Source organism: Arthrobacter sp. TMS2-4, from assembly GCF_054511075.1.
Genome location: NZ_JBTNDI010000011.1, coordinates 47,756 through 69,224, shown reverse-complemented (window position 1 = coordinate 69,224; position 21,469 = coordinate 47,756). Strand labels below are relative to the sequence as shown.

The 21,469-nt window shown below is 70.0% G+C and carries 16 protein-coding genes; 8 read left to right on the top strand and 8 right to left on the bottom strand.

All coding sequences use genetic code 11. The features are described 5' to 3' along the window. Positions 1-8: 8 nt before the first annotated feature. Positions 9-1,148, bottom strand: a complete 1,140-nt coding sequence (locus ACX80F_RS13520) for an endo-1,4-beta-xylanase (protein ID WP_459336925.1) — start codon at positions 1,146-1,148, stop codon at positions 9-11. A 181-nt stretch (positions 1,149-1,329) separates the two neighbouring features. Here ACX80F_RS13520 and ACX80F_RS13515 point away from each other — a divergent pair, with 181 nt between their 5' ends. From ACX80F_RS13515 to ACX80F_RS13505, 3 genes are all read left to right on the top strand, one after another. Continuing rightward, complete coding sequence (locus tag ACX80F_RS13515) at positions 1,330-2,355, top strand: LacI family DNA-binding transcriptional regulator (RefSeq protein WP_459336924.1); 1,026 nt, start codon at positions 1,330-1,332, stop codon at positions 2,353-2,355. Between the two features lie 98 nt (positions 2,356-2,453). Further along, positions 2,454-3,644, top strand: coding sequence for a xylose isomerase (xylA, locus tag ACX80F_RS13510; protein WP_459336923.1), 1,191 nt, complete (start codon positions 2,454-2,456; stop codon positions 3,642-3,644). A 3-nt stretch (positions 3,645-3,647) separates the two neighbouring features. Next, entirely contained in the window at positions 3,648-5,117 is a 1,470-nt protein-coding gene (locus ACX80F_RS13505; RefSeq protein WP_459336922.1) for a xylulokinase, read from the top strand. Between the two features lie 69 nt (positions 5,118-5,186). On the opposite strand, the gene ACX80F_RS13500 is transcribed toward ACX80F_RS13505, so the two are convergent. The 5 genes from ACX80F_RS13500 to ACX80F_RS13480 form a co-directional block, all read right to left on the bottom strand. Then, complete coding sequence (locus tag ACX80F_RS13500) at positions 5,187-5,804, bottom strand: hypothetical protein (RefSeq protein ID WP_459336921.1); 618 nt, start codon at positions 5,802-5,804, stop codon at positions 5,187-5,189. A 154-nt stretch (positions 5,805-5,958) separates the two neighbouring features. Next, entirely contained in the window at positions 5,959-6,246 is a 288-nt protein-coding gene (locus tag ACX80F_RS13495; protein WP_459336920.1) for an ANTAR domain-containing protein, read from the bottom strand. Between the two features lie 74 nt (positions 6,247-6,320). Then, on the bottom strand, positions 6,321-8,042 hold the full coding sequence (locus ACX80F_RS13490; RefSeq protein WP_459336919.1) for an alpha/beta fold hydrolase: 1,722 nt from the start codon (positions 8,040-8,042) through the stop codon (positions 6,321-6,323). A gap of 28 nt (positions 8,043-8,070) precedes the next feature. Next, positions 8,071-9,174 carry a fatty acid desaturase family protein gene (locus tag ACX80F_RS13485; RefSeq protein ID WP_459336918.1) on the bottom strand — a complete coding sequence of 368 codons (1,104 nt, stop codon included), beginning with the start codon at positions 9,172-9,174 and terminating at the stop codon, positions 8,071-8,073. Positions 9,175-9,311: 137 nt separating this feature from the next. After that, entirely contained in the window at positions 9,312-9,611 is a 300-nt protein-coding gene (locus tag ACX80F_RS13480; protein WP_459336917.1) for a hypothetical protein, read from the bottom strand. Between the two features lie 239 nt (positions 9,612-9,850). On the opposite strand from ACX80F_RS13480, the gene ACX80F_RS13475 reads away from it, so the two are divergent. Next, entirely contained in the window at positions 9,851-11,065 is a 1,215-nt protein-coding gene (locus ACX80F_RS13475; protein WP_459336916.1) for an ROK family transcriptional regulator, read from the top strand. A gap of 130 nt (positions 11,066-11,195) precedes the next feature. Here ACX80F_RS13475 and ACX80F_RS13470 read toward each other — a convergent pair whose 3' ends face one another. Beyond that, on the bottom strand, positions 11,196-11,435 hold the full coding sequence (locus tag ACX80F_RS13470) for a DUF3073 domain-containing protein (protein WP_459336915.1): 240 nt from the start codon (positions 11,433-11,435) through the stop codon (positions 11,196-11,198). 298 nt (positions 11,436-11,733) lie between these two features. Here ACX80F_RS13470 and ACX80F_RS13465 point away from each other — a divergent pair, with 298 nt between their 5' ends. After that, complete coding sequence (locus tag ACX80F_RS13465) at positions 11,734-13,119, top strand: septum formation family protein (RefSeq protein ID WP_459336914.1); 1,386 nt, start codon at positions 11,734-11,736, stop codon at positions 13,117-13,119. A 67-nt stretch (positions 13,120-13,186) separates the two neighbouring features. Here the strand turns inward: ACX80F_RS13465 and clpB are convergent, their stop codons facing one another. Further along, positions 13,187-15,811 carry an ATP-dependent chaperone ClpB gene (gene clpB / locus ACX80F_RS13460; protein WP_459336913.1) on the bottom strand — a complete coding sequence of 875 codons (2,625 nt, stop codon included), beginning with the start codon at positions 15,809-15,811 and terminating at the stop codon, positions 13,187-13,189. Positions 15,812-16,127: 316 nt separating this feature from the next. Between clpB and betT the strand changes: the two genes are divergently transcribed. The 3 genes from betT to ACX80F_RS13445 are packed head-to-tail and all read left to right on the top strand — an operon-like array spanning position 16,128 to position 21,396. Beyond that, positions 16,128-18,269, top strand: a complete 2,142-nt coding sequence (gene betT / locus ACX80F_RS13455; RefSeq protein ID WP_459336912.1) for a choline BCCT transporter BetT — start codon at positions 16,128-16,130, stop codon at positions 18,267-18,269. Beyond that, the gene (locus tag ACX80F_RS13450; protein ID WP_459336911.1) at positions 18,266-19,780 is read left to right on the top strand and encodes an aldehyde dehydrogenase family protein; all 1,515 of its coding nucleotides are present in this window, start codon (positions 18,266-18,268) and stop codon (positions 19,778-19,780) included. The genes betT and ACX80F_RS13450 overlap by 4 nt, the downstream gene beginning before the upstream one ends. After that, positions 19,777-21,396, top strand: a complete 1,620-nt coding sequence (locus tag ACX80F_RS13445) for a GMC family oxidoreductase (RefSeq protein ID WP_459336910.1) — start codon at positions 19,777-19,779, stop codon at positions 21,394-21,396. Before ACX80F_RS13450 ends, ACX80F_RS13445 begins: the two co-directional genes overlap by 4 nt. The last annotated feature ends 73 nt before the right edge of the window (positions 21,397-21,469 follow it).

Genomic DNA, 21,469 nt, shown 5'->3' with positions numbered 1-21,469 from the left:
ATCACGGGTCAGCGGTTGCCGCGCCCGGGGGATGCCTGCTCGAGGGTGTCCTGCAGCGCGTAGTAGGCGGGCTTGCGGGTGAAGTCGTTCCACATGACCGTCGCCTCACCCTCGCCGCTGAAGAACACGGGCACCCAGGAGTACTTGTCGGTGAAGCCCCAGATGGTGAACGAGTTGCACTCGTCCACGGAGACGCAGGCCTCGAGGGCCCGCTGGTAGTAGCTCGCCTGCGTCGCGAGCTGCGCATCCGTGGGCGACGTCCCCGCGGCCACGTCCATGCGCACGTCGATCTCGGTGATCGCCGTCTCCAGGCCGAGATCGTCGAAGCGCTGCAGGTTCGCCTGCAGGTCGCCCGGGAACCCGTAGCGGGTGCTGAGGTGGCCCTGGATGGCGAAGCCGTCCACGGGCACGCCCTGGGCCTGGAGCCGAGGGATCAGTTCGAGGTAGGCGTTGCTCTTCGCATTGATGCCCTCGACGCCGTAGTCGTTGAAGAACAGCTTCGCCGTGGGATCCGCCTCGTGTGCCCAGCGGAAGGCGTCAGCGATGATCTCCGGGCCGAGCTCGCGGATCCAGATGTTGTCGGTGGTGCGCAGCGTCCCGTCGCCGTTGAAGATCTCGTTCGCGACGTCCCACTGCTGGATCGTGCCCGCGTACCGTCCCACCACCGTCTGGATGTGGTCCTTGAGGATGGCGCGCAGTTCGTCCTTCGTGAAGTCGCCCTCCTCGAGCCAGGCCGGGTTCTGGCTGTGCCAGAACAGGGTGTGGCCGCGGACCACCTGCTTGTTCTCCTGCGCGAACTCCACGATCGCGTCCATCTCGGCGAACCGGTAGGTGCCCTGCTCGGGGTGGACGAATTCCCACTTGAGCTGGTTCTCCGGCGAGACGGAGCTGAACTCGGCCGCGAGGCGCTTCCGGTACTCCTGGTCGAAGGTGAAGGGATCGGGGTAGGGCTGGGTCTCGTGGTGGCCGCCGCCCGCGACTGCAGTGCCGATCTTCAGGTCCTGCGGTGCCACCCAGCGGAGGGTGTCCTTCTTCTCGATCCCCTGCGGGCGGGGCGGCTGGTGATGCGCGGCGAGGGCGGGCGCTGCCGCGGGAAGGACCATGGCGGACGCCAGGACTGCTGCGGCGATGGACGAACGAACCTGCATGAGCTCTCCTTTGAGGTACCTGAGGCATGACGACCGATCCGGTGATCAGTCCATTTCCGGAAACTTCCGGAAATGCCGTTGCTGTAGGTTAGGAACACCGCACCCCGGAGGTCAAGGGTGTGGAGGTTTTCGACCCCGGCGACGCCCTGCTGTGGCGTCGGGGCTTCCCGAGGAGGACGACATGCAGGACAATGCCCGGCCCGCGGTGACGATCTCCGCCATCGCCTCCGCGGCGGGCGTGTCGATCCCCACGGTGTCCCGCGTCCTGAACGGTCGGTCCGACGTTGCCCCCGCGACCCGCGAGCGCGTCGAGGTCCTGTTGCGGGAGTACGGCTATCGGCGGCGCGGGGCGGGGCGACCGGCGCCGTCCGGACTCGTGGACCTCGTGTTCAACGACCTCGACAGCCCCTGGGCGGTGGAGATCATCCGGGGCGTCGAGGAGTCGCTCAACGCGGAGGGCCTGTCCGTGGTGGTCTCCGCGATCCACCGCCGCGGTGGCAGCGAATCGACGCGTCGGTGGCTCGACACCCTGGGCGCCCGCCCGAGCGACGGCGCCATCCTCGTGACGACCGATCTGGACTCGTTCCTGCATGCGGAACTGCAGCGCCTCAATCTGCCCCTGGTCGTCGTCGACCCGGCCGGGGTGCCGGATCTGGAGGTGCCGACCATCGGGGCAACCAACTGGACGGGCGCCGTCACCGCCACCGAGCACCTCCTCCACCACAATCACCGCCGAGTCGGATTCGTGGCCGGTCGCCCGGGTCTGTGGTGCAGCAGGGCGCGCCTCGACGGTTACCGGGCGGGGCTCGATGCCGCCGGGGTCGCCTTCGACCCGGCGCTCGTCGTCGGCGGCGACTTCGACTACGCGTCCGGATTCTCCGCCGGCACGGAACTCCTCGCGCTACCCGACCGGCCGACCGCCATCTTCGCGGCCAGCGACCAGATGGCCCTCGGGGTGTACGAGGCCGCCCGCCGGCAGGGACTGCGCATCCCGGACGACCTCAGCGTCATCGGCTTCGACGACCTCCCCGAGGCCGGCTGGGCCTCACCGCCCCTGACGACCGTCCGCCAACCCCTCTCCGAGATGGGAAGTCTCGCGGCCCGCACCCTCGTCCGGCTCATCGAGGGCCAGACGGTCGAGAGCCCGCGGGTCGAGCTCTCCACACGGCTGGTCCAGCGCGCGAGCGTCCGCGCACTGCACGGATAGAGTCCTCGGGAAGCGCGCTGACCCACTTGACTCTGGGCGCAAACCTAATATGTTTGTAACGGCAACATATTGGTCACACACACTTCCTGGAGCACTCAATGACGATCGAGCCCACCCGCGACGACAAATTCTCCTTCGGCCTCTGGACGGTGGGCTGGGAGGCCCAGGACCAGTTCGGTTCCGCGACCCGCCCTCCCCTCGACGTCGTCGAGGCCGTCAACCGCCTGAGCGACCTCGGCGCCTACGGCATCACCTTCCACGACGACGACCTCTTCCCCTTCGGCTCGAGCGCCGGCGAGCGGCAGGCGCAGATCGACCGCCTCAAGGGAGCCCTCGGCTCCACCGGATTGATCGTCCCGATGGTGACGACGAACCTCTTCAGCCACCCGGTCTTCAAGGACGGCGGCTTCACCAGCAACGACCGCGGCGTGCGCCGCTTCGCCCTGCGCAAGGTGCTGGACAACATCGACCTTGCCGCCGAGCTCGGCGCCACGACGTTCGTCATGTGGGGCGGCCGTGAAGGCAGCGAGTACGACGCCGCCAAGGACATCCGCGGCGCCCTCGAGCGCTACCGCGAGGCCGTGAATCTGCTCGGCGACTACGTCACCGACAAGGGCTACGACATCCGCTTCGCGATCGAACCGAAGCCGAACGAGCCCCGCGGCGACATCCTCCTGCCGACGCTGGGGCACGCGATGGCCTTCATCGAGACCCTCGAGCGCCCCGAGCTCGTGGGCATCAACCCGGAGACAGGCCACGAGCAGATGGCGGGCCTGAACTTCACGCATGGCATCGCCCAGGCCCTCTACCAGGGCAAGCTGTTCCACATCGACCTGAACGGGCAGCGCAGCATCAAGTTCGACCAGGACCTCGTCTTCGGCCACGGCGACCTGCAGAACGCGTTCTCGCTCGTCGACCTGCTGGAGAACGGCGGCCCCACCGGCGGCCCGTCCTACGACGGACCCCGCCACTTCGACTACAAGCCCAGCCGCACCGAGGACATGGACGGCGTGTGGGACTCCGCGGCCGCGAACATGCAGACCTACCTGCTGCTCAAGGAGCGCGCGGCCGCCTTCCGCGCCGACCCCGAGGTCCAGGCGGCGCTCACGGCGTCCCGGGTGTCCGAGATCAACGAGCCCACGCTCAACGAGGGCGAGGGTTACGAGGCCCTCCGCGCCGACCGGGCCTCGTACGAGGACTTCGACGCCGACGCCTACTTCAACGGCAAGGGCTTCGGATTCGTGAAGCTCCAGCAGCTCTTCATCGAGCACCTGCTCGGAGCCCGCTGACCCATGGCCCTCGTCGCCGGCGTCGACTCCTCGACGCAGAGCTGCAAGGTCGTCGTCATCGACACCGCCACGGGCGCCGAGGTCCGCACCGGCCGTGCCCTCCACCCGGAGGGCACGGAGGTGGACCCCGAAGCGTGGTGGCAGGCGCTGCGCACGGCGCTGGGCGCCGCGGACGGACTCGGGGACGACGTCGACGCCCTCGCCATCGCGGGCCAGCAGCACGGGATGGTGCTGCTCGGCCATGACGGCAGGGTCCTCCGCGACGCGCTGCTGTGGAACGACACCCGGTCCGCGGACGCCGCCCGGGACCTGATCGGCGAGCTCGGCCTGGGGGAGATCGTCGCCCGCACGGGGTCCGCGCCCGTCGCGTCCTTCACCGGCACGAAGGTGCGGTGGGTACGTGACGCCGAACCCGACGTCGTCCCCGCCATCGCCGCGGTGGCACTCCCCCACGACTGGCTCACCTGGCGGTTGCGCGGATTCGGCCCCGAGGGCGAGTCGCCGCTCGGTCCGGTGCTCGAGGAACTCGTGACCGATCGCTCCGACGCGAGCGGCACCGGCTACTGGAGCCCCGCGGCGGACGCGTACGACCTCGCGTTGTTCGAGCACATCCTGGGACGCCCGGCCCGCGAAGCTCAGACCGACCCCGCCGCGGACGCGGTGATCCTCCCCCGCGTGCTCCGTGCGGCTCAGACCGCCGGCGCCGTCCACCCCTCGTTCGCGGCCTCGGGCGACCGGCGCATCGTGGTCGGCGCGGGTGCGGGTGATAACGCGGGGGCGGCGCTCGGGCTCGGCGCGGAGGAGGGCGACGTCGTCGTGTCCCTCGGCACCAGCGGAACCGTCTTCGCCGTCGCGGCCGACCCCGTCGCGGATGAGAACGGGGCTGTCGCCGGTTTCGCCGACGCCAGCGGGCTCTTCCTGCCTCTCGTGGCCACCCTCAACGCGGCCCGCGTCCTGTCCTCGGTGGCGGGGATCCTCGGGGTGGACCACGACGGCCTGGCGGAGCTTGCGAGAACCGCCGCGCCAGGCTCGGACGGCGTGGTTCTCGTGCCGTACTTCGAGGGGGAGCGCACGCCCAACCTCCCGACGGCGAAGGCCAGCTTCCACAACCTCAGCATCGCCTCTGCCACCCCGCCGAACCTGGCCCGGGCGGCGATCGAGGGCATGCTGTGCGGGCTGGCTGACGCCCTGGACGCGGTGCGTGCCACGGGCGTGCAGCCGCGCCACCTGCTGCTCATCGGTGGTGCCGCCCAGAACCCCGCCGTGCAGGAGGTGGCGTCCCAGGTGTTCGACCTGCCCGTACGCATCCCGGCACCCGGCGAATACGTGGCGCGGGGCGCGGCCGTGCAGGCCGCGTGGGCCCTGACGGGCTCGCGGCCGTCCTGGTCGCTCGACGCCGGGAACCGCGCTGTCGACTGTCGACCCGTGATCCGCGACCAGTACCGGACGGCGACCGGTTCTCTCCGGTTCTGAGGCCCGGAACGCCGAGAGGCACCACCCGTCCGGGTGGTGCCTCTCGTGGTCTGCGGTGTGCGGTGTCTGCTAGCCGCGGGTGCGGTGGTCGATGCCGACCTGGTCGACCTTGCGGTGGAAGTGCATGCCGGCCTTGCCGCCGAGGATCGCCGCAATCAGCGGGACCAGGACGGCGATGGCGAGGCCGATCAGTCCGCTCGCGGTGAGGGCGCTGCCGTCCACGGGGATGCTCGGTGCACCGTTGAGGTTGGACAGCACGTTGAACTGGTCACCGGCGATGACGGCGAGGATCGCGAGGACGATAGCGATGATGATGCCCCAGAGCCAGACGGCGAGGCCCTGCTTGGCACCGTCGAAGCGGGCCATGCGGCCGGCCACGTAGCCGCCGCAGTAGTAGGCGACGAAGAGGATGATCGCCAGGACGATCCCGCTGACGATGCCGATGGTCTCGGCGTTCTCGGCAGCCTGGTTCGCGGCCTCGCTCGCCGTGCTCGACTCGGAAGCCCCGATGCCGACGCCGATCGCCGTCGCGAGGGCGCTGAGGATGACGGTCAGGCCGATGGCCGTCAGCCAGCCGAAGAACGCCGACCCGAACTTGATGCCGCCGAACTGCTCCTTCTCGGCGGCCACGACGTCGTTGCGGCGCCCCTTCGGGGTGCTCGCGCCTGCTGTGTTCTCTGATGCCATGATGCTGGTCCTCCTCGATAGTGGGGATGATCGTGCCCTGCGCGGATTTCACTGCGCGACAACGTAATCAGTCTGCTTACTATGTTGGTGGACGTGGGCGCCGGATGCAACCGGCCACGTCGGGTTGACCCGTCGGGCGCGGTGTGAAGCCCTCCTAGGAAGCGTTCTCCTGCGCGGGGAGCTCACCGCTGGTGAGGAGGTGATCGGCGACGTCCTTCAGCGTGGTATCGGTCCTCTGGCTGGTCATCGACAGCACCAGGAAGGCCTGGTCTCCGGTGACCTTGTGCCGTTCCATGAGGATGCCCTTGGCCTGACCCGTCTCCGTCTGCAGGGCATCGATGCGCGCCGGAATATCGCCCGACGCGCCACGCGAGCCGATGCTCTCCCGTCCGACGACGATGCTGACCGACCCCTCATCGGCCCCAGGGACCAACGGACGCATCGCTCGCATCACGGGCTGTCCCCGTCGGACCGGCACGGCCGCGATGAGCACGTGGCACGGCCGGCCCGTCGGGGTTACCCGGTCCGACCGTGCCGCAGGAAGCCGGTGATGGCGGTTGCCACGGCACCGGCGGCGCTGTGGTGCGCGGCGTGGGGCGCACCGCCGATGGTGGCGGATTCGCCGCGTTGCGCAGTGCGCGCCAGGCGGTCCGACCAGCCGGCGCCTGCCACGACGTCGCGCGAACCGCGTAGGACGAGCACAGGCTGCTCCGCCCTGGGCAGCCGTTCCTCGAGGGGGTAGCTCATGGCCAGTCCGAGCTGGGCGACGTACCACCGCGGACCGCACCGCAGGACGTCCAGGAACTGCACCGCGCTCAGCAGCGGCTTCTCGAGGATGGAGTTCACACCGAGCCTCAGGGCCTGCTGGTGGGTGGTGCGGCGCTCGACGTCCACAGCCGCGCCGATGAGCACCAGGTGGGAGACCAGGTCCGGGCGTTCGATCGCCAGCTCCGTCGCGCTCTGCACGCCCATGGAGTGGCCGACGACGACGCAGGACGAGTGGCCGGCTTCGTCGAGCAGCTTCCCGATCAGATCCGCCGTCCCCTCGTTGGTCGTCGCGTGTGCCGGTCGCCGCGTCCATCCGTAACCCGGCAGATCGATGAGATGCACCTCGCCGTACGCGGAGAGGAGCGAGCCGAGCCGTCTGAAGTACCGGTGGGACATGCCGATCCCATGGATCAGCACGAAGACCGGCGCGGGTGCCCCGTCGTCACCTGCGACAGGGCCGATGTCCGGGTCGGGACCGTCGGGGTAGGAGCGGCACTGCCGGTCACGCACCGTCACGCTGCGCATCTCGACGACCTCGTCGGGCGTGCGCGGTCCCGGAGCGTAGGTCCGCGACGTGAGCCTGCCGTGGGTCGGAGCCTGGTCCGCGTGCCCGGACGCAGCGGACCACGACGATCCGTGGGGTGGCCCCTCGCGGCCGGGGAGGGACGCGAGGATCGCGTCCGCGATGGCTACGGCGCCTCCCCGGTGCGCAGTGTGCGGCCGGCCCTCGAGCTCGACGAGGCGGCCATGGCGGGCCGAGCTGCTGAGCCTTTCGCACCAGTCGTGTCGCGCGATGGTGTCGAGGGCGCCCCGGACCACCAGGACGGGACAGTCGACCAGCGGCAGTCTCTCGTCGAGGCGGTAGCCGAGCATGACCTGCAGCTCCTTCAGATACCAGCGGATGCCGCATCGGGCGTACGCCGCCGCGACCATCAGGGTGTTGATCGGGGGTTCCACGAGCGAATCGGCGGCGAGCATGAGGGCGTGCCGACCCACGGAGTTGCGGGCAGTGTCGGTGACCGGACCGATCAGCACGAGTCGTGACACCAGATCGGGCCGGCTGACGGCGAGTTCGGTCGCGAACTGGGCGCCCATCGAATGGCCGATGGCGATACACCCCTGCGCTCCCTCCTCGTCCAGCATCCGGGCGATGACCGCCGCGTAGTCGTCGACGCCGAGCTGACGCTCCGGGGTGGGTGTGCCGCCGAAGCCGGGAAGATCCAGGACGAGGGTGTCGCCGTGCTCGATGAGCGCGCGCTGCAGCCGGTCGAAGTAGCGGGAGGACATTCCGAGCCCGTGCACCAGCACGAAGAGCTGCCGCGGGACCCCTGGTTCCGGTGCGCGCCGGGCACGGTGTACGCGACAGGACAGCCCGTCCTGCAGCGGCAGGTCGGTAACCGCGGCGGCGGGGACAGGGGTGTCGTCGAGGGTGCCGCCGGTGCTGCCGGCGGAGGGATGAAGTGTGGTCATGGTGTTCCGGTGGTTCGCGATCGGTCCCTCATGGGCGGCGGTAGCGGTTGAGCATGGGGCAGTCGAAGGGGTCGCGGGCGGCGAGGCCCACGCGGTTGAGGTAGCCCACGACGGCGCCGTAGGACGCGGCGACGCCGACCTCGGTGTAGGGGACGCGGAGGCGTTCGCAGTGTTCCTTCACGATGACGGCGGCGCGACGCAGGTGCGGACGCGGCATGTCGGGGAAGAGGTGGTGTTCGATCTGGAAGTTCAGCCCGCCGAGGGCGTTGTTCACGAAGGAACCGCCGCGGATGTTGCGGGACGTCAGGACCTGCTTCTGGAAGAAATCCAGGGTGCTGTCCTTCGGGAGGACGGGCATGCCCTTGTGGTTGGGCGCGAAGCTGGCTCCCATGTAGACGCCGAACACGGCGAGCTGAACGCCGAGGAACGCGAACGCCAGGCCCACGGGAAGGAACCAGAACAGGACGCCCAGATAGGCGCCGAACCGGGCGCCCAGGAGGGCCAGTTCCACCCAGCGGCCGGTGACGGTGCGGCGGGCGAAGAGGGTGGCGATGGAGCGGGCGTGGAGGTTGATGCCCTCCAGCGTCAGCAGGGGGAAGAACAGATAGCCCTGGCGGCGGGTGATCCAGGCCTGGACGCCGCGGGCCTTGGCAGCGTCCTCGGCGAGGAACGAGATCGTATCGACCTCGATGTCGGGGTCCTTGCCGCGGGTGTTGGGATCGTTGTGATGGCGGGTGTGTTTGTCCATCCACCAGGCGTAGCTGATGCCCACGACGCCGGCGGCCAGGACGCGTCCGGACCAGTCGTTCGCCCCGCGGGTGGTGAAGATCTGCCGGTGGGAGGCTTCATGGGCGAGGAACGCGACCTGGGTCAGGACGATGCCCAGGACGGCGGCGACGAGGAGCTGGAACCAGCTGTCACCCAGCAGCGCGAAGCCGGTCCACGCAGCCCCCAGGGCGAGGGCCAGGGCCGCGAACACGGAGACGTAGAAGCGCCGCCGTCGGGCCAGCAGGCCCTCCTTGCGCACCTGCTTCAGCAGCACCGAGTAGGAGGCCACCACATCGTTCGGCCGGGACAGGCGGACGGTACGCGGGGCTGCGGGCGTGGGATGCGGGACGGCGAGATCGCTCATGGGTGTCCTTGGCGGTGGTGATGGGTACTGCGTGGGTCGGAGCCGGCGAAGGGCGGTGGCCGTCAGACGGAGAGGTGGCGCTGGATACAGGTCATCCCCGTGCCGGAGGATTCCAGGCACGGGGATGACGATGCAGGCTAGGCGTTGTAGTGCTCGCGGCTTCCGGACTTCGCCAGTCCGCGGGCCACCATGTAGCCGATGGTGAGGTACGTGATCAGCTGCATGGCGTCGCGGCCATCGAAGATGTCGTCGCCGCCGCCGTCACCATTGCCTACCATGACCGACGTGATGATCGTGGCGAGGACCATGGCGATGTACGCGAAGAATTCGGTGGTCTTGGTCGACGCCTTCGTCTCGGTGGAGCGGCGGACCTCCGCAGCGTGATCACCGGTGAGGGTGGTCGAGTGGGTGTTGTTGTGCGCGTTGTTGTGAGCCAAGGGGTTTCTCCTGAGAAGTAAAGGGGCCGGAATCCGGCGATGGATGCCCTGATCGGGCTCGTCCATGGGTAAGAGCTGGAAGGTCCGCAGTGTGCTCTACGACCGCTCTACTCCGCTGACACTACGGCCCTCCACCGCAGATAGCAAGTCGGCTTACTAAATACCGCTGGTCAGCGCACTGCCCCGTCGGCGCAGCAGCGCGGCTGACCAGCGGCGCCCCGGGAAAGGGGTTGGATACGATGGGGCAGGCGAGGCGCAGGAGGCTCCTGCAGGACGAAGGAGAATCCGAGATCGTGCGGTCACTACCCGGCGGGACGAACGGCACCGAGGGACTGCGTGCGCAGAACCTCTCCCAGATCCTCACGATGGTCCACCGCAACGGCCCACTGTCCCGCGCCGAGCTCACCCGGCGCAGCGGCTTCAACCGCTCCACGGTGGGGGCCCTGGTCTCGGCACTGACCGAGAAGAACCTCGTCCGCGAGACGGAACCGGCCGTGGGCGGCCGGGTGGGCCGGCCGAGCCCGATCGTGCAGGCGAACCCGGACGTGGCGGTCATCGCGGTCAACCCTGACATCGATGCCCTGACCGTCGGCGTCGTCGGACTGGGCGGTCACGTCCATGCGAGGGTCCGCCGTGAGACCCGGGGTGTCCCCTCGCTCGATGACGCGGTCCGGCTCACCCAGGAGATGGTGGCGGGCCTCCGGCCCGTCCTCGCCGGACTCGACCGGGTGCTCGGCGCCGGGATCGCGCTCCCCGGACTGGTCAACGCGAGTACGGGGCGCGTGCTCGTCGCACCGCACCTCGGCTGGCGCGACGTCGACCTCACGGGTCCGTTCGGCACCGCACTCGGGCTTCCGGCCGTGGCCGCCAATGACGCCTCCCTCGGATCGCTCGCCGAGAGCATCTTCGGCGCGGCGCTCGGCATCCGCGATGCCGTCTACCTCAACGGCAGTGCCAGCGGCATCGGCGGCGGCATCGTGAGCGGGGGCGCGCAACTGGTCGGCAGCCGGGGGTACGGCGGCGAACTGGGCCACACGCTCGTCAGCCCGGGCGGTCGGGCGTGCCATTGCGGCCGTGCGGGGTGCCTCGACGCGGAGGTCCGCCTCGAGCGGTTGCTCGAGGCGGCGGGCCTGGACGGTGGGGGCATCGAGGCCCTCGAACGGGTGCTGGCGGACGACCCGCCCGACGCCGTGCAGGCGGAGGCCGACCGTCAACTGGACCTGCTCGCGGCTGCACTGACCGACGTCGTCAACATCTTCGACCCTGAGCTGATCGTCCTAGGCGGGTTCCTCGGATCACTCGTCGGTCGTCGTGGAGACCGGCTCGCCGACGCCGTCAACGCGGACTCGCTCGCCGGCCGGGTGATGGTGCGGCGTGCTGCGCTCGGACCGGAACTCCTGCTCGTCGGCGCCGCGGAGCTGGCCTTCCAGCCCCTCCTCGCGTTCCCGGCCTGACGCCGACCCTCCGGGACGTCCCGTCCCCGCACGCAGAACGGCGCACCGTCCCCGAAGGGTCGATGCGCCGTGCGGTTCTGGATGTTCCGATCGGCAGGACCGTCCGGTCCGGGAGGAACACCGACCGGCGTCAGCCGGTGCGGCGCGAGCCGCTCTCCTCGCCGTCGTCGTCGATCTCGTCGGCGTACTTGTCCGCGTACTCCGAGTAGTCGGGCTCGACCGGCTCGAGAGGTTCCGAACGCCGGGTGGATGCACGACTGCCCGGGCCTGTGAGCTCTCGCTGCAGTGCCGAATAGTCCGTGGCCGGGCTGAAATACTTCATGTCCCTGGCCTGCTTGGTAGCTTTTGCCTTTTGACGGCCGCGCCCCATGGCGTGACCCCCTTTGTGCGTCGATCCGAGGTGGTCACTGGGGCACGAGGCCCAAGGCTGCAGCTAGGCCCCGGAGTATTTGGTCGATTTGTCGTAAGTATAGGTTACATGTTTTCGAAGGCACCCGAGTGCGCCTCCGTCGGGGCCCGGGAAGGAACCACCGGGCGCCGTCCGCGGCGGAGAATCTCCGCCGGACCGTCCGTTCCGCAGGCGATCTTGGATAGAGTCGACCCCACGTCGGAACGCCGGCCATGGTGGCGACCATCCGGCCAGGAGTGCAAGGAGACAGCAGCCCACCATGAGCAACGAGGAGCAGGCGCCGGCGGATCGCCGTCACGAGCCCGGTCGCGACCCGGAACTGGACAGTGTCGACGGCGCCGAGGACGCTGCGGGCGACGCCGTCCTGGACCCGGACACCGTGGTCCTCGACGATCCGGACATCTCCGTCGAGACGCTGGAACCCGAACTGACGGTCTCCCCGGGCAGCCTCGACCTCGAGGAACCCGCCCTCGAACCGGCGCAGATCAGTCCGGAGGTCGCTGAGGCGGCATCGCTGGATGAAGCCGCCGCGGAGGCCCGTGCCGTCGCCGCCGCGGCCGAGCAGGCCGGATCCCTGGTGGGCGGCCCGATGCCGGCCGACGCACCCTCGGTCAAGGCCGCGCCGGCCGGCACGGCGCCCGCAGGAGGGACCGCCGGAGATCCGGCCGGCCCCGCAGGAGGTCGGGTGGACGACGGCGCGAACGACGCGGGAGCGACGCCGGAGAACCCGATCCCCTACGTTCTTCCGCCGCGGGGCGGCGCCGGCTCGGGACTTCCGGGCACCTCTCCCGGCGTCGATCCCGACACCCTGCCGGACCGCACCGGTTCCTCGGCGGCCGGGGCGCCACCGGAATCCCGCGCCGACCCCGACGGCGACCCTGCACCCCGTGCGGGCCGGGTCACGACGACGCCGGCGGTGGACCCAACGGGCGAGCCCGCCGGCGCACAGGCGGTCGACCCGACCGGCGCCCTGGCCAGCGCACAGGCCGTGGACCCGACGGGCGAACCCGCCGGCGCACAGGCGGTCGACCCGACAAGCGAACCGGACATGGACCCGACGGGCGAACCCGCCGGCGCACAGGCGGTCGACCCGACAAGCGAACCGGACATGGACCCGACGGACGACCGGGTCGGCGAACCCACGGGCGATACGCACCCGGAACGGGACCGGACCCCCTCCGGGAGCGGCATCCTCCCGCTCGCGCTGCTCGTCGGCGGCGCCCTGCTCCTGCTCGGACTCCTCGTCTGGCTCCTCATCTCGCTGCTGGGCGGACCGGAGGACGAGAACCGGGTGGATCCGTCGTCGCTCGCAGCCGGGGAATGCCTGGCGGAGTTCACGGACATCACGGAGGAGGCCGTGCTGGTCGACTGCGCGGAGCCGCACAACGCACAGCTGGTCGGGAACGAGACCTACGCCGACGGCGCCGCGTTCCCGGGACGCGCCCAGCTGGGCCTGCGTGCCGAGGCGGCGTGTGCCGCGGCATCGGCCGGCATCGACCCCGACGCCGTCACCGAGGACCTCGGGGTGACGCTCCTGCACGCCACCCCGACGGAGGCGACCTGGGCGGACGGCGACCGCCGCGTGGACTGCTTCGCGGTCGTCGAGGACGGCGGCCCGGTCAGCCGGAGTCTGCTGAGCCGCTGACAGGAAGCGACGGCGCACCCGCAGGGCGACCGAGAGGCGGTCGCCCTGCCACCCCTCGTCGGCCCGGTCAGCGGACGGCGTGCACCACGAGGCCATCGGCCTCCGGGCCGGCCTCGCCGAGCGCGTCCACCTCCGGTGCGGGGCGGTCGACGAGGACCGTGTCGCCGTCGACGATCTCCCCGGCGAGGATGCCCTTCGCCAGCCGGTCACCGATCTCGCGCTGTACGAGCCGGCGGAGCGGGCGGGCGCCGTACGCCGGGTCGAAACCGGTGAGGGCCAGCCATTCGCCGGCCGCCGCCGTGACGTCGAGCTCGAGGCGGCGCTCGTGCAGCCGGTCGGCGAGCGCCCTGACCTGGAGGTCGACGATCCTCGAGAGTTCGTCCAGGCTCAGCGGATCGAAGACCACGACGTCGTCGAGGCGGTTGAGGAATTCGGGCCGGAAGTTCGCGTTCACCGCGGACATCACGGCGGCGCGCTTCGCGGCGTCGTCGAGGGCGGGGTCGACGAGGAACTGCGAGCCGAGGTTGGACGTCAGCACGAGGATGACGTTCCGGAAGTCGACCGTCCGGCCCTGGCCGTCGGTCAGCCGCCCGTCGTCGAGCACCTGCAGCAGCAGGTCGAAGACCTCGGGGTGCGCCTTCTCCACCTCGTCCAGCAGCACCACGCTGTAGGGGCGGCGCCGCACGGCCTCCGTGAGCTGGCCGCCCTCCTCGTAGCCGACGTATCCCGGAGGGGCGCCGACGAGGCGCGCCACGGAGTGCTTCTCCGAGTACTCGGACATGTCGATGCGGATCATCGCGCGTTCGTCGTCGAACAGGAAGTCTGCGAGCGCCTTCGCGAGTTCCGTCTTGCCCACGCCCGTCGGCCCGAGGAACAGGAAGGACCCGGTGGGCCGGTTCGGATCCGAGACACCGGCCCGCGCGCGCCGGACGGCGTCGGACACCGCGGACACCGCCCGTTGCTGGCCGATCAGTCGGGCGCCGATGGCCTGCTCCATGGCGAGGAGTTTCTCGCTCTCGCCCTGGAGCATGCGTCCTGCCGGGATGCCCGTCCAGGCGGAGATGACCTCGGCGATGTCGTTCGCCGTGACCTCCTCGGCAACCATCAGCTCGGGCGCGCTCGCGGTCTGCTCCTCGGCGGCCTGGGCTTCGCGCAGTTCGTGGTCGACGCGCGGGATCTCGCCGTAGAGGATGCGCGACGCCGTCTCGAGGTCGCCCTCGCGCTGCGCGCGGTCGGCCTGCGAGCGCAGCTCGTCGAGGGAGGCCTTGAGGTCACCCACGCGATTGAGGCCCGCCTTCTCGGCCTCCCAGCGTGCGTTCAGGGCGTTGAGCTCCTCCTGGCGATCGGCCATCTCGGCCCGCAGGGACTGCAGCCGCTCGATGGATGCCTCGTCCTTCTCGCGGGAGAGGGCCATCTCCTCCATGTTCATGCGCTCGAGGGAGCGGCGCAGCTCGTCGATCTCCACAGGGGCCGAGTCGATCTCCATGCGCAGGTGCGAGGCGGCCTCGTCCACGAGGTCGATCGCCTTGTCCGGGAGCTGCCGTCCGGGGATGTAGCGGTGGGAGAGGGTGGCTGCTGCGACGAGCGCGGAGTCCGCGATGGAGACCTTGTGGTGCGCCTCGTAGCGTTGCTTCAACCCGCGCAGGATGCCGACGGTGTCCGCCACGGACGGCTCGCCCACGTAGACCTGCTGGAACCGGCGCTCGAGCGCCGGGTCCTTCTCGACGTTCTCGCGGTACTCGTCCAGCGTCGTCGCACCGATCAGCCGGAGCTCACCGCGCGCCAGCATGGGCTTGAGCATGTTGCCTGCGTCCATCGAACCCTCGGACGCGCCGGCCCCCACCACGGTGTGGAGTTCGTCGATGAAGGTCACCACCTGGCCGTCGGAGCCCTTGATCTCCTCGAGCACGGCCTTCAACCGCTCTTCGAACTCGCCGCGGTACTTGGCACCCGCGATCATCGACCCGAGGTCGAGGCTGATGAGCCTCTTGCCGCGGAGCGATTCGGGGACGTCCCCCGCAACCATGCGCTGCGCCAGCCCCTCGACGACGGCGGTCTTGCCGACGCCGGGCTCGCCGATGAGGACGGGGTTGTTCTTGGTGCGGCGGCTGAGCACCTGCACCACGCGGCGGATCTCGGTGTCCCGCCCGATCACCGGGTCGAGCTTCCCGCTGCGGGCCACCTCGGTGAGGTCCACGCCGAACTTCTCGAGCGCCTGGAACGTGTTCTCGGGGTCCGGCGTCGTGACCCGCTTGTCGCCCCGCACGCCCGGCAGTTCGGCGGCGAGGGCCTCGCGGGTGAGGCCGACGGACCGGAGGATTCCGCCGGCCGCTCCCCCATCGGCTGCCAGGGCCAGCAGGAGGTGCTCGGTGGACACGAACTGGTCCCCGAGCGTTTCCGCTTCCTGCTGCGCCGCGCTGACCATCTGCAGGGCGCCGCGCGAGAACTGCGGCTGCGCCACGGACGATCCGGACGACGATGGCAGCGCCTTGATCGCGGAGCTCGCCTGGCCACTCACGGTGTCGGGATCCGCGCCCGCCGCCCGGAGCAGGGCGACGGCGATGCCGTCCCGCTGGTCGAGCAGCGCCTTGAGGAAATGGGGCGTCTCGATCTGGGCGTTGCCCGCCGTGGACGCGTTCATCGCAGCGGCTGACAACACCTCACGGCTCCTGGTGGTGAAGTTGGTATCCACGCGCGGTTCCTTCCGGTCTGATGGTCGATGCAGGTGGTGCCTTGAGTGTACTCGACTCAACTTTCGGCGTCGGGAGGATATTCCGGTGCGGCGGATCCTCGGACGGCCCGCTGCGTGGCGTGGCGTAGAGCACGTCACGGCGATCGGTCCACCTGTGATCGGGATCAAGTTTTTCCCGACCCCGAACGTGCTTCTTGTAGCGTTGGTGGCCCACGGGGAAGGTCCATGGACGCCGCGCGCCCGGGCGGGCGCGCTTCGCTCGTGCCATTCCGCCCCACGAACAGCGTCAAGAAGCGGCGCCGACGAAAGGGACGACATGAGTTCGACCGCCGATGCTCCACCCGCGACGGGCGCGGGAGGCGACGACCCACCGATCGCCGCCGATGCCCCCCGGACCCGCATCAACTGGACCGTCCTGATCGGATCGGCCACCGGGATCCTCGCCATCGCCATCTGGGCCATCGCCGACGCGCCGGGCGCCGAAGCCGTCATCGGATCACTCGTCACCTGGGTCTCCACGAACATGGGGTGGTACTACTTCCTCATCGTGACCCTGGTGGTCGTGTTCGTCCTGGTCCTCGCGCTGACCCGGGTGGGCAAGACGAAGCTGGGCCCCGACCACTCGACGCCGCAGTTCAGCATGTTCACCTGGGCGTCGATGCTCTTCGCCGCAGGCATCGGCATCGACCTGATGTTCTTCTCCGTGTCCGAACCCGTGACGCAGTACCTCGCTCCCCCGCAGGGCGACGGCAGCACCGTCGAGGCCGCACGGCAGGCCATGGTCCTCACGCTCTTCCACTACGGCATCACCGGCTGGGCGCTGTACGCACTCATGGGCCTCGCCCTCGGCTACTTCGCCTACCGGCACAATCTGCCCCTGAGCATCCGCAGCGCGCTCTACCCCATCTTCGGCAGGAAGGTCGACGGTCCGCTCGGCCACGGCGTGGACATCGCCGCCCTCCTCGGCACCATCTTCGGCATCGCCACGTCGCTGGGCATCGGGGTCGTGCAACTGAACTACGGGCTGAGCCTCATGTTCGGCCTGCCCGAGAACGTCTCCGTGCAGATCGGGCTGATCGCCGTCGCGGTCGTCATGGCGACGGCCTCGGTCCTCTCGGGCGTGGAGAAGGGCATCCGGAGGCTCGCGGAACTGAATGTCCTTCTCGCCCTCGCGCTGATGGTGTTCATCCTGGCCACCGGGAAGACCAGCTTCCTGCTCGACGGCATCATCCAGAACACCGGTGACGTCCTCAGCCGCTTCCCCGGCATGACGCTGGACACCTTCGCCTACGACCGGCCGGGCGACTGGCTGCAGGGCTGGACGCTCTTCTTCTGGGCGTGGTGGATCGCGTGGGCACCCTTCGTCGGGCTCTTCCTCGCCCGCATCTCCCGGGGCCGCACCATCCGCCAGTTCGTCCTGGGGACCCTCCTGGTGCCCTTCACCTTCATCGTGCTGTTCATCTCGATCTTCGGGAACAGTGCCCTCGACATCGTGATGAACGGCAACGCCGCCTTCGGGGAGACGGCGATGGCACAACCGGAGCGGGCGTTCTACGGCCTGCTCGAGCAGTACCCCGCCGCACCGCTCATCATCGGCGTCGCGACCTTCACCGGCCTGCTCTTCTACGTGACCTCCGCCGACTCGGGGGCGCTGGTCATGGCCAACTTCACCAGCCACCTCAAGGATGCCCAGGCGGACGGGCCCAAGTGGCTGCGCGTGTTCTGGGCCGTCGTGACCGGCCTGCTGACGCTCGCGATGCTGACCGTGGGCGGGGTGACCACCCTGCAGAACGCGACGATCATCATGGGACTGCCCCTGTCGATCCTGCTGCTGTTCATCATGCTCGGCCTGTACCGGGCCCTCCGCGTGGAGATCTCCCTGGCGGACAGCTACCGGGCGAGCCTGCCGGGCATCATCTCGGGACGGAGCACGGGCGGACCCTCGGCGCGCACCTGGCGACAGCGCCTCAGCCGCGCCATGAGCTACCCGGGACCGCGGCAGGCCAACCACTTCGTGGACACGGTCGCGCTCCCCGCCCTGCAGGAAGTGCACGACGAACTGCGCGCGCAGGGCGCGGACGTCGCCCTGACGACCGACGTCGTCGAGCCCTGCGGGATCCGCCACGTGGACCTCCAGGTGGAGCTCGGCGACGAGCGCCCGTTCAAGTACCAGATCTACCCCGTCCAGTACGACGTGCCGTCCTACGCCCGGGGCGAGGCCTCGATGGACGCCAAGTACTACCGCATGGAGGTCTTCTCCCTGGAGGGGAGCCACAGCTACGACCTCGCGGGCTACAGCAGGGACCAGGTCATCACCGACGTCCTGGACCACTACGAGACCCACCTCGAATTCCTGCACCTGAACCGGGCGCTGCCGGGCAACACGGCCTTCACCGAGGATCAGGCGGCCAGGGACAACTGGGAATCCGATTTCGCACACCAGGAGGACACGAAGTGACCGACGCACCATCCGCGGCAACGCCCGCCACCCTGTTCATCGACGGCGCCTGGGTCCCCGCGTCCGACGGCGGTACCCGCACCATCAGCTGCCCGGCCGACGGCTCCTTCGTCGCCGAGGTGTCCGAGGGCACCCGGGAGGACACCGAGCGGGCCATCGCGGCCGCGCGGCGCGCGTTCGACGGCGGTGAATGGGCCGCGACGCCCGCCCCGCAGCGCGGCGACTTCCTGCTCAGGGTGGCCGCTGAACTGCGCGCCCGCAAGGACGAGTTCGCGCGGGCCGAGACCCTGGACACCGGCAAGCGCCTCGTGGAGAGCGAGGTGGACATGGACGACATCGCCGACTGCTTCGCGTACTTCGGCAAGCTCGCCGGGCAGAGCGCGGGCCGCATCGTCGACGCCGGCAACAACAGCGTGGTCAGCAGGATCGTCTACGAGCCCGTGGGCGTCTGCGGCCTCATCTCACCGTGGAACTATCCGCTGCTGCAGGCCGCCTGGAAGATCGCGCCCGCGCTCGGCGCCGGGTGCTCGATCGTGCTCAAGCCCAGCGAGCTCACGCCGTCGACCGCCATCCTGATGATGGACCTCCTCGACACGCTCGGGATCCCGAAGGGCGTCGCGAACCTCGTCCTCGGCGCCGGCGCCGTCGTCGGGGCACCGCTCTCGGAGAGCCCCGACGTCGACATGGTGTCCTTCACCGGGGGCCTGGAGACGGGACGCACGATCGCCGCGACCGCGGCCGGCACGGTCAAGAAGGTGGCCCTGGAACTCGGTGGCAAGAACCCGAACATCGTGTTCGCGGACGCGGACTTCGATGCCGCCCTCGACAACGCGCTGAATGCGGCGTTCGTGCACTCCGGCCAGGTCTGCTCTGCCGGCGCGCGGCTCCTCGTCGAGGAGCCGATCGCCGAACGATTCACCGACGAACTCGTGCGCCGCGCACGGCAGATCCGGCTGGGCGGCCCGTTCGACGAGGCGGCCGAGACCGGCCCCCTGATCTCGGCCGCGCACCGGGACAAGGTCACGGCCTACGTGGAGAAGGGTGTCGCGGAGGGTGCGCGGCTACGCTGCGGCGGGACCTGGGGCGAGGGTGAGCTGGAATCGGGCTTCTACTACACACCGACGGTCCTCGATCAGGTGACGCGTGGTTCGTCGGTGCTCGTGGAGGAGGCGTTCGGGCCCGTCGTGACCGTGGAGACGTTCAACGGGGAGGACGAGGCCGTGGAGCTCGGCAACGACACCCACTACGGGCTCGCCGGCGCGGTGTGGAGCCAGGACGCCGGCAAGGGCCAGCGCGTCGCGGCCCGCCTGCGCCACGGCACCATCTGGATCAACGACTTCCACCCCTATCTGCCGCAGGCGGAGTGGGGCGGTTTCAAGCACTCCGGCGTCGGCCGCGAGCTCGGGCCCACCGGTTTCGCGGAGTACCAGGAGGCCAAGCACATCTACCACAACATCGACCCGGCGGTCACGGGCTGGTTCGCGGCCCGGATCGAGGAGGAATCCGCATGAGCACCCCCGAAGAGCTGTTGCACAAGACCGAGTTCGACTACGTCGTCGTCGGCGGAGGGTCCGCCGGAGCGGCCGTCGCCGCGCGTCTCAGCGAGGACCCCGACGTCGAGGTGGCCCTCGTCGAGGCAGGGCCTGACGACCGCGGCCAGGAAGTCATCCTCCGCCTCGACCGCTGGATGGAACTGCTGGAGTCCGGGTACGACTGGGACTACCCGATCGAACCGCAGGAGAACGGCAACTCGTTCATGCGCCACGCGCGCGCCAAGGTCATGGGCGGGTGCTCGAGCCACAACTCGTGCATCGCGTTCTGGGCGCCGCGCGAGGACATCGACGAGTGGGAGCAGCGCTTCGGGGCCACCGGCTGGAACGCGGAGACGGCCTACGCGCTGTTCAGGCGGCTCGAGCGGAACGAGGACGCCGGAGAGGACGCCCCGCACCACGGCGACAGCGGCCCCGTCCACCTGATGAACATCCCCCCGGAGGATCCCTCCGGGCAGGCACTGCTCGATGCCTGCGAGCAGGCCGGCATTCCCCGGACCCGGTTCAACACGGGCGAGACGGTCATCAACGGCGCCGGCCTGTTCCAGATCAACCGGCAGGCCGACGGCACCCGGGCGTCCTCCTCGGTGTCCTACATCCACCCCATCCTGGACCGCCCCAACTTCACGCTGCTCACGGATTTCCGGGCGCGGGAGCTGCGGATCGACGGGGACGACGTCTGCACCGGCGTCGACGTCGTGGACAGTGTCGTCGGACGCACGCACGCGCTGACCGCGCGGCACGAGGTCATCGTGTCCACCGGCGCCATCGACACGCCGAAGCTGCTGATGCTCTCGGGAATCGGCCCCGCAGCCCACCTCGAGGAGCACGGCGTGCGCGTGCGCGTCGACTCCCCCGGCGTGGGCGAACACCTGCAGGACCACCCCGAGGGTGTGATCCAGTGGGAGGCGAAGAAGCCCATGTCGCAGACCTCCACCCAGTGGTGGGAGATCGGGATCTTCACCACCACCGAGGAGGGGCTCGACCGGCCGGACCTCATGTTCCACTACGGAACGGTCCCGTTCGACATGCACACGCTGCGGCAGGGCTACCCGACCACGGAGAACGGCTTCTGCCTCACACCGAACGTCACGCACGCCCGCTCACGCGGCACGGTCCGGCTCCGCAGCCGGGACTTCCGCGACAAGCCGATGGTGGATCCGCGCTACTTCACCGACCCGCACGACATGCGCGTCATGATCGCCGGTATCCGCAAGGCCCGCGAGATCGTCGCCCAGCCGGCCATGGCCGAATGGGCCGGGCGGGAGCTGTATCCCGGGGACGAGGTGCAGACCGACGAGCAGCTGCAGGACTACATCCGCAGGACCCACAACACCGTCTACCACCCGGCCGGAAGTGTGCGCATGGGACCGGCCGACGACCCCATGTCCCCGCTGGATCCCGACCTGCGGGTGAAGGGTGTCCGGAACCTGCGGGTCGCCGACGCCTCGGTGATGCCCGAGCTCACCACCGTGAACCCGAACATCACCACCATGATGATCGGCGAGCGCTGCGCCGACCTCGTGAAGCAGGCACGCGTCCTCGCGGGCAGCACCAGGACGGTCGCGACCGCCTGACGTCGCCCGGCACGGCGCCGCAACGCCCCGCCCGGCGCGCCGCCGGCGCGGCGGGGCGTGGCGGCGTTCTCCG